This window comes from Flintibacter sp. (assembly GCF_046973065.1).
On sequence record NZ_JBKVXZ010000040.1, the window covers coordinates 24,248 to 31,678 of the forward strand.

Annotated in this window: 10 protein-coding genes; 2 read left to right on the forward strand and 8 right to left on the reverse strand. The window is 52.6% G+C overall.

Going from position 1 to position 7,431, the window contains the following annotated elements:
• Nucleotides 1-8: 8 nt before the first annotated feature.
• The 6 genes from ACLTXB_RS13325 to ACLTXB_RS13350 form a co-directional block, all read right to left on the reverse strand.
• A complete protein-coding gene (locus ACLTXB_RS13325; RefSeq protein WP_428227342.1) occupies nucleotides 9-224 on the reverse strand; it encodes a hypothetical protein in 216 nt (71 codons plus the stop codon).
• Nucleotides 225-289: 65 nt separating this feature from the next.
• Nucleotides 290-442 carry an SHOCT domain-containing protein gene (locus ACLTXB_RS13330; RefSeq protein WP_428227343.1) on the reverse strand — a complete coding sequence of 51 codons (153 nt, stop codon included), beginning with the start codon at nucleotides 440-442 and terminating at the stop codon, nucleotides 290-292.
• The gene (locus ACLTXB_RS13335; protein WP_428227344.1) at nucleotides 439-2,373 is read right to left on the reverse strand and encodes an ATP-dependent DNA helicase; all 1,935 of its coding nucleotides are present in this window, start codon (nucleotides 2,371-2,373) and stop codon (nucleotides 439-441) included. Before ACLTXB_RS13335 ends, ACLTXB_RS13330 begins: the two co-directional genes overlap by 4 nt.
• A gap of 309 nt (nucleotides 2,374-2,682) precedes the next feature.
• The gene (locus ACLTXB_RS13340; RefSeq protein WP_428227345.1) at nucleotides 2,683-2,991 is read right to left on the reverse strand and encodes a DeoR family transcriptional regulator; all 309 of its coding nucleotides are present in this window, start codon (nucleotides 2,989-2,991) and stop codon (nucleotides 2,683-2,685) included.
• Between the two features lie 425 nt (nucleotides 2,992-3,416).
• Nucleotides 3,417-4,019, reverse strand: coding sequence for an ImmA/IrrE family metallo-endopeptidase (locus ACLTXB_RS13345; protein WP_428227346.1), 603 nt, complete (start codon nucleotides 4,017-4,019; stop codon nucleotides 3,417-3,419).
• Nucleotides 4,020-4,021: 2 nt separating this feature from the next.
• Nucleotides 4,022-4,306, reverse strand: a complete 285-nt coding sequence (locus ACLTXB_RS13350) for a helix-turn-helix domain-containing protein (RefSeq protein WP_428227347.1) — start codon at nucleotides 4,304-4,306, stop codon at nucleotides 4,022-4,024.
• A gap of 141 nt (nucleotides 4,307-4,447) precedes the next feature.
• Between ACLTXB_RS13350 and ACLTXB_RS13355 the strand changes: the two genes are divergently transcribed.
• Nucleotides 4,448-5,638: an IS256 family transposase gene (locus ACLTXB_RS13355; RefSeq protein ID WP_024725322.1), complete on the forward strand. Its 1,191-nt coding sequence runs from the start codon at nucleotides 4,448-4,450 to the stop codon at nucleotides 5,636-5,638.
• Between the two features lie 6 nt (nucleotides 5,639-5,644).
• On the opposite strand, the gene ACLTXB_RS13360 is transcribed toward ACLTXB_RS13355, so the two are convergent.
• Both ACLTXB_RS13360 and ACLTXB_RS13365 read right to left on the reverse strand, forming a co-directional pair.
• Nucleotides 5,645-5,770: a hypothetical protein gene (locus tag ACLTXB_RS13360; RefSeq protein ID WP_428227348.1), complete on the reverse strand. Its 126-nt coding sequence runs from the start codon at nucleotides 5,768-5,770 to the stop codon at nucleotides 5,645-5,647.
• A 122-nt stretch (nucleotides 5,771-5,892) separates the two neighbouring features.
• Entirely contained in the window at nucleotides 5,893-6,849 is a 957-nt protein-coding gene (locus ACLTXB_RS13365) for a helix-turn-helix transcriptional regulator (protein WP_428227349.1), read from the reverse strand.
• 248 nt (nucleotides 6,850-7,097) lie between these two features.
• On the opposite strand from ACLTXB_RS13365, the gene ACLTXB_RS13370 reads away from it, so the two are divergent.
• The coding region (locus ACLTXB_RS13370; RefSeq protein WP_428227350.1) for a hypothetical protein at nucleotides 7,098-7,431 on the forward strand (334 nt) is incomplete at its 3' end.

Here is a 7,431-nt window from a genome sequence, read left to right on the forward strand (position 1 = left end):
AACTCCTCTCAATTCATGATCCGGCAGTCTGTCAGGCCCTCCAGATGGTATCTGGCTGCAGCCTCGCTGTCGAAGCCGTCCACATACACTTTGCCCTCCGGCTTCTGGACCGTATAACCGTCCTCATATCCAAGTGCTTCCGCCTCCTGGGCAGGCAGCACTCTGGCCCGGACACATCCTTCTTTCAGCAGGTACGTCTGCTCGGCGTAAAATGCGTATTCCATCGTGCTGACTCCTTTCTGCCTGTTTGGGCAACGCCAACACTACCACACTTGGGCGGGAATATCCATTACAATCCCCGAACAGTTTCCGGGCGGTATTTCTCTGCTGCCAGCCGCCGGATGGTCTCTGCCTCCTGGCCGTTGACAAGGCCAGCTGAACACATCTGTCCCAGGATACCCAGGGCGATCCGGTATTGCAGTTCTGTTTTGATGTTGCTCATGCCGCGCCCTCCAGGAAGTAGCCTTCCGGCTTCACAGCCCGTATGAATCGCTCCACATCCTTCAGACTGTGGGTGACCGGCACTTCCGGCAAAGCAGTCAGCACGTCCCGGAAATAGCGCCGATCCTTCCCGGCACGTTCATCCAGGATAGCGACCACACAGGTATCTGTCTCAGTGCGGATCGCCCGCCCGAATCCCTGACGCAGTTTGATCTGCATCTCTGGCACCACCACGGCCCGGAGAAAATCGTGAAGCGTGGCGTGTTTCATCCGCTCCTGTTCCTTCACTGCGTCCGGCATCGGGAACGGCAGCCTGGGGAGGATGAGCAGAGATACGCAGTCTCCAGGAAAATCAAAACCTTCCCACGCCGCTCCAGCAGCCAGCAGAACACTGCCTGGGTGAGCCATAAACTCCGACATCGTGTGTCCGCCGTTCCGGCCCAGAGTCAACATGGGATAGGGCAAGTCCCGCTGTTTCAGCCGTTCACGCACAGCGGACATGGCCGCGTAGGAGGTAAACAGCCCCAGGGCGTGGCCGTTAGCTGCGTCCAACAGCTTGACGATCTGTTCTGCAAGGTCGTCATAGTAATCGCTGTCGGCCTGGCTGGGCGGTATTTGGGGCAGGTACAGCAGACAGTTCCGCTGGTAGTCGAAGGGAGAGGGTGCGATATGCTCCCGCACTCTCCCCTCGGCCAGCAGGCCAGTTTCCTCTTTGAAACGCCGGAAGTTGCTGCCCACTGCCAGCGTGCCGGAAGCCAGTATCATGGGCCGGTCCTGCTGCCATAGCGTCTGCCGGAGCTGTGCTGTAAGATCCGTAGCAGAGGCACACAGCATGGAACCGCCAGTCTCGTCCTCAGCGGTATAATACACCATGTCCGGCTGGTGCAGGCAAAACAGCTTTGTTTTATCCAGCACTCGCTCCAGTTCCATCCTGGTGCCGGCAGTCAGCATCCGCCGGATCTGTCGGTGGATCACCGACAAGGTACGTTCCACCCCATCCAGAGGGATGCTGAAATGAGAAAAGGAGCTGTCTCCGCTCCAGGGCTTAGCCATCTCAGACAGCAGAAGCCCTGCTGTGTCCTCCAAGGTCTCCGCCGCCAGCAGGAACTGTTCCCTCCGCAGTTTTCTGCATAGAGTATGCAGTTCTCCCGCTTCCAATGTAATGCCGAACATCTGTCGAGCAGTCTCCGTCAGTTTGTGGGCCTCATCCATTACGATGGCGCAGCTATCCGGCAGAACGGGACGTTTCCCACTCCCTCGGTGAATGGCGTCGGCCAGAAGGAGGTTGTGATTACAAACCTGGATGGCATATCTCTCTGAGGCACACACATCCAGATAGCAGAGATAGCGGCATTCAGTCTTGCCGCAGTCACACGTTGGAGGAACACAGATCCGTTCACGGTCATATCCGCTGAGATGAGGGGCCATGTCCAGGTCCAAATGGTCTCTCATGGAGAGGAGCGCCGCTTTTGCCAGCGGATTCTTCCGATCCAGGTTCGCTGTCTGGAGCCGCTTCATCAGGCGGGCATCACAGACATAGTGGGATTTTCCTTTCCGCAGCACTGCTCGGAGCGGACTGTCCAACATACCATCAGCCATCATAACTTTGGAGAGGAATGGAAGGTAATCGCGGATGATCGCACCCTGGAGCGCGATGCTGGAGGTCGAGATCAGCAGGGGCTGGTTCGGCAGGCCGGCACGTGACCGGTATCGCCGAAACACTACCCCTGCTACCAGATAGGCGTATGTTTTTCCAATGCCTGTCCCGGCATCGCACAGGGCAATGCTACCATTCAGCATGGTGTCCAGCATCTGATGGCTCAGTTCCACCTGTGCCGGACGCTCCACCATCCCGTGAGCCGGGAGCAAGTCCCGGAAGACATGGTCGATATCTTGGTGAGGGTCTTTCCTGTAATTATATTTTTCCATCATTCAAATCCTCATATCATTTGTTTGGTTACTAATCGTCTCACCGCATTTGCAGCTCGCCCCCCGGTGAGTTAGGAACAGCACGGAAAAGGTTTGGCAGACCTTCACAAACACATTCCGGGGACCTCTACTGCTTTCAGTCCAGGGAATGAGAAAACGGCCTTGCCGGGGCCGTCCGATCCGCTGTGGTATCGCTCGCCGAGGCCCCGCAGGGGCCTCCAGGTCTTGGCGCACATCGGATCTGGTGTCTGTGTGGTGTTCCGCGCTGCTGGTATGAACTTTTCAAGGAACAAAGGAGCCTGTCAGGCTCCGTCAGGAGGCGAATTTCAAGAGGATCTGCTCCATGACCTCCAGGTCTTCACCTCGAAGGTCAGCCGCCAATCGGCGGAGCAGAGCCGTCTGCCTGGGAGACATCCGCTGGCGGTCCAGGTGATACCAATCCGCCACTCGGACCCCGCCGCCATAGCGGCCGCAGACTGTCTCCAGGGGATAGGACCGTGTGAGGATCTCAACATCCCGGCGGATGGTCCGCTCTGAGACACCAAGTTCAGCTGCTAAATTCTGCATGGTGTCCTTCCGACGCTGGCAGAGCAGCTCCAATATCTGTTGTCGCCGCTCCACAGCGTCCACGCCCTTGTCCCCCCTTCCTTCACTTCCTTGCTCATACTCTAACGGTTAATCCGGCAAGCCTTTGTCCGGGTTAAAAAATTTTTTGAAAAAATGTAAAATGGCCGGAGCAAGCCGATCTGTTTCCAGATCAGCGTTGCTCCGGCCTTGTGGTGACATATCGTCCCTGGTCAGTCAGCAGATTTATATATGGTTCGTTTTTGTGCTGCAGCCCTCTCCGTTTTCAGTCCAAGCAGATCTGCAAGAAACACGTGGCCACAACGGGGACAGCGGACGGAGATCACCACCTGCTGGCTGGCATTGGATAATACCTCTCCTTTTTCACACCATGGACAGACTAAACGATGGGCAAATGTATGGCACATCTAAGACTCCTCCCTAAGATGTTCTCTTTTTGGTGAACACTTCGATAAAATAAATTAAATCAAATGGTGGTTTCTCAATCTGATCCGCATGGCCTGTTTGGATACCCGGAACAGAGCTGCCATATCTGTCACCAGTGTTTCCGTATCTCGGCCTGCCCGAAGGCGGTAAAAGGCCCGCTTTATCTGAGGAATGGGCATGAGAACAGCGGAACCAAGGATATTAGCCTGAATCTCCATGTCATCCTCCTGAGCAGCAAGTGTCATAGCCGCACTTTCTCCAGTCCCCTGATAGAGTTTCTTGTGAAGGACCCAGTGGGCCAACTCATGAGCACAGGTAAAGCGCAGCCGGCCAGCAGTCTCCTCATTCTCGCAGAGGGATGCGTCAATAAGAATCGTTCCCGCTTTGACGGGGAAAAGGATATACATCCCTTGCTCTTGATCATAAACAGCTTCTAATCCATCATCAAAAATGGTCTTCCCCAGGATACGCCCATTCTTACGGAGATATTGGTACTCCAGGGAAATACCATAGCTTTCAATAATCTCCTCTACAGGGATAGGCTGCGGATCTCCGTAAAAGAGGATAGTATCATAGGCACACAGCACCTTTCGCGCGATGGTTTCCAGCACCTGATCCCGGTAATAGATACGTTCCATCCCTACCCTCCCTTTTGATCCTTGTCCCGTTGTGTGAGGCGGTCAATAAATGCTTGCCACTCCTCATCGGTAGCATCGACTTCCTTGGCTGTCCGCAGGGCGGCCCGCACAATATCCCGCTCCATGATATACTCCGGAAGGTCTGCCGATACACACTGTTCCTTGGACTTTGCAGCCAGATCCAGCAGATACCTCCGCTCATCCACATTCAAATGTAACTCCTGTGCCAACTTCTCCAGATACTCCTGTGTCGGAGCCGGTTTTCGATCTGTTTCAATATTGCTCATATACACCGGGGATAGGCCCAATCTGGCAGGATAAGGTACAATAATTTTCGCAAATTGAAAAGCAAACAAAAGAAGACATGGTTTGCAGCCCTCTGGTAGAATGAAGTCGCGACACACCATTCTGAAAGGAGCGAGCAAACCATGCCTGAAAAGATTGTACAGCTGAATGAGGAAGTAATCAAGGGGCAGCTCAAGGAACTTGTGCGTGGCAGCGTAGAGGAGACACTCAACAAGCTGCTGGAGGCCGAGGCAGAGAAGCTGACCCAGGCTGCCCGGTACGAGCGTAATGAGCAGCGCCAGGGGTACCGGAGCGGCCACTACAACCGGAATCTCACCACTACATCCGGGGACGTTACCCTGAAGGTGCCCAAGCTCAAGGGGATCTCCTTTGAGACCGCCATCATTGAGCGGTATCGCCGCCGGGAGAGCAGTGTAGAAGAAGCTCTCATTGAGATGTACCTGGCAGGCGTATCCGTCCGACGTGTGGAGGATATTACTGAGGCTCTGTGGGGCAGCAAGGTGTCTCCGGCCACCATCAGTGAGCTGAACAAGAAAGCGTATGTCCACATTGAAGACTGGCGGAACCGCCCTCTGCAAGGCGGGCGCTATCCGTATGTCTATGTGGATGGGATCTACCTGCGCCGAAATTGGGGCGGAGAGTTTGAAAATGTGGCCATTCTGGTGGCGATTGCAGTGAATGAGGACGGATACCGTGAGGTTCTTGGTGCCGCCGAGGGGATGAAAGAGGACAAGTCCAGCTGGGTCAGCTTCTTCCAGTGGCTGCGCGGCCGCGGCCTGGACGGGGTTAAACTGGTGGTTGGAGACAAATGCCTTGGTATGCTGGAAGCTGTGGGAGAAGTATTCCCAGAGGCCAAGTACCAGCGGTGTACTGTGCACTTCTACCGCAATGTGTTCTCCGTAACGCCTCGCTCCAAGGTGAAGCTGGTGGCAAAGATGCTCAAAGCGATCCATGCTCAGGAGAGCAAGAAAGCTGCCCGGGAGAAAGCCAAAGCCGTGGTGGAGCAACTGCGCTCTATGAAGTTGAAAGAGGCCGCCAAGAAGGTGGAGGATGGCATTGAGGAAACGCTGACTTACTGCGATTTTCCCAGCGAACACTGGACTCGCATCCGTACCAATAACGTCATTGAACGGCTCAACCGGGAGATCCGCCGCCGCACTCGTGTAGTGGGCAGTTTCCCAGACGGCAACTCCGCCCTCATGCTGGTCTGCGCCCGGCTGCGCCATGTGGCCGGCACCCAGTGGGGCAACAAGAAGTACATGAACATGAAGCACCTGGAGGCTGCCCTTGAGGACGCCTCCATTGCTGGCTGACTTCTCTCATGCCAGGGCCTGCAAACCATTTTGCGAAAATTCCTTGACACTACCTCTGGCAGCCAGCCCTCTTAGGGTAATGCCCATAGAGGAACGCCTCTGGCGTACAAAGCCTCCAAAGGTCTGTTCCATTTTTCCACCTCCACTTCGAGTGTTCTCTGTCTGGGGAACGTCTGCTCAAAGTATACCAAACAAATGTTTGATAATCAAGATATAGAACAGGAGGTGTCCCCAAACAGGGACACCTCCTGTTTTCACAACCAACTGGCCATCTGCCGCATTTCCTCCCGCACGTTATCTGGTTCCAAAATACGAATTTTTCCTGCGAAAGTAAATATCCATCCAAAGAAAGGAGGGCTGGGGGCTACCTCTACAATGGCTTGGAAGTGGTCATCATCCACTACCTCTGTGCGAACGCCTTCACCAAAGCGGTCTATTATGCTCCGCATCACATCATTTTCGCAAAAAAGTGTTACCATTTGGAGGTCGTCCGGGTACATCCCAAAAACCTTTTGCACATACTCTGCCGGCTCAAAACCAAGGAGCTGGTGGCCTGGCTGATCCATCATCTCCACCGACGTCATACGGTCCACCCGGAACTGAGAAAGTTTCATATGTTTTTCTGACCATCCCACCACATAATAATGATCCCGATTCCAGATCAGGGCGTAAGGAGTGAACTGATAGCGATACCCTTGGTGTTTCAACACTTTCTCTTTGGTGGGGAGATACTCATAATACTGAAAACTGATTTGCTGATTCGATTGGATCGAGGATTGAATTGTATCTACAATGTAATAAATTGCCTCATTACTTGGTTTCGGCATCCCATCCATATAAATGTGCCTATCCAGCTGTTCCGCCTGGGCGCTGCTTGTGAGTTGCCCCAGTTTTCGTATCAGGTCCCCGCTCTTTTTGGATGTGATAAACCGTGAGGACTCTACAGCATCTACCAGCAGTTTTAACTCCGGAAGTTCAAAAAGACGATTACCAATAAAATAATGGTTTTGTGTGCTCCTAACACACACAATATCTACCCCAAGGGCGATAAGGATATCTATATCATGATAAACACTTTTCCGGCTTGCCTCAATTCCTAGGCTGCTCCAATGTTTAAGGATATCTTGAACAGAGACAGGATGGGAATCATCTGTATGAGAATATAAATATTTCCATAAATAAATCACTCTGATTTGAGCTTCATTTTTCATACCATTCACCCTATATGACATTTTACTATTAAAACTGCAAAAAGCAGATGACGGAAAGTTACTCAAATGCTATAATCTACTCACATCTCAAAGGAAGAACATATCATCACCCTTCTCATGCCTTTTCTATCAAGTAAGTATGTATATGCTATTATCCAACAAATACTCTTGAAAACTTTGTTCCCGATTACAGCCAATAATGGTGAGATAAAAATATTAAGCATCTTTCGCACGGGAGGTTAGTTACAATGAGAAATCCATGGCCAATTTTCAGCATTGCGGCTCTCTCCGGAGCTGCGTGCCTGATATATGATCACTTTTTTTCTTACGAGACTATGTGGATTGCTGTTGTAGTGTTCCTTGTGCTACTGGCTCTATGCTTTTTCGCATATTGCAAATATGAACGCTGGCTGGCAAAGAAATTGAACCCCTATGTGGTGGCGTATCAACGCGACCATAATCTTGAGAATTTGAAACAGGGATTGGATCGCTGGCGTCCCTGGGCACTCAGCAAGCATTCTAAAAGCATCATTACAGCGAACTGGTTCTCCGCTCTGCTGGAACAACAGCGCTGGACAGAAG